The following is an 886-nucleotide window of genomic DNA, read 5'->3' as shown; positions in this document are numbered from 1 at the left end:
GGATGGTCGAGTATTGTTGAGTTGGGCCGAGCTGGTCCTGATGGTAGAGGGCATCCAGATACAAAAGAGTACACAGAAGACAAGATTCCATATTTAGGTGTAAAAAAGGCACATTTTATTAGCTGAAATGCTTCCGGATCTGTATCTTTAGTGCATGGATATGTCTCTGGAATCGCTTTCAAAAGAAGAACTGATAGCCCTTATAAACAAGGAAAAGCAGTCTTACAGTGAAGAGCGGATAGCAGAGTTGGAAGATGAAAACGCTTATCTGAAATCGCAGCTTGCGATGTACAAGCGGATGCAGTTCGGGCAAAAACGGGAACGCTTCGAAGGGGATCCCGCCCAGATTGTACTCCCCTTTGAGGCGCCCGCCGAGCAAATTGCCGCACAAGAGGAAATCCTGAAAGAAAAGATCAGTTATGTCTGCAGTAGGCCTAATCACAAAGGCCGTGCTGCGCTTCCAGCGCACCTACCTGTCGAAGAAATCGAGATTTATCCCACGGGCGATCTTTCTGAAATGGTATGTATCGGCAAGGAAGTTACCGAAGAACTCGATTATGAACCTGCCCGCTTTTTAATCAAAAGATACATACGCTATAAGTATGCGCCTAAAAACGGTGATGGTGTCAGAATCGGTCAACTTCCGGAGCGGGTCATCGACAAAGGAATTCCATCTGCCGGACTTCTAGCCAGTATTTTAACCGATAAATATCAAGACCACCTTCCACTTTACCGGCAGAAGCAACGTTTTGCCAGAGAAGATATCCAGATTGCATCTTCAACCCTGGAAGGCTGGACCAAAGAAGCCTTGATCAAGCTCGAACCGCTCTACGAACAACTGGTCTTCGATATCAAGACAAAAGGATATCTTCAGGTGGATGAGAGC

Annotated in this window: 1 protein-coding gene; it reads left to right on the top strand. The window is 46.3% G+C overall.

The annotated features are described in order from the left end of the window. Positions 1-154: 154 nt before the first annotated feature. A partial coding sequence (locus IEE83_RS32775) for an IS66 family transposase (RefSeq protein WP_194124966.1) occupies positions 155-886 on the top strand: 732 nt, incomplete at its 3' end.

The sequence above is a fragment of the Dyadobacter subterraneus genome (assembly GCF_015221875.1).
GTDB lineage: Bacteria > Bacteroidota > Bacteroidia > Cytophagales > Spirosomataceae > Dyadobacter > Dyadobacter subterraneus.
This window is presented reverse-complemented; position numbering and strand designations above follow the sequence as displayed.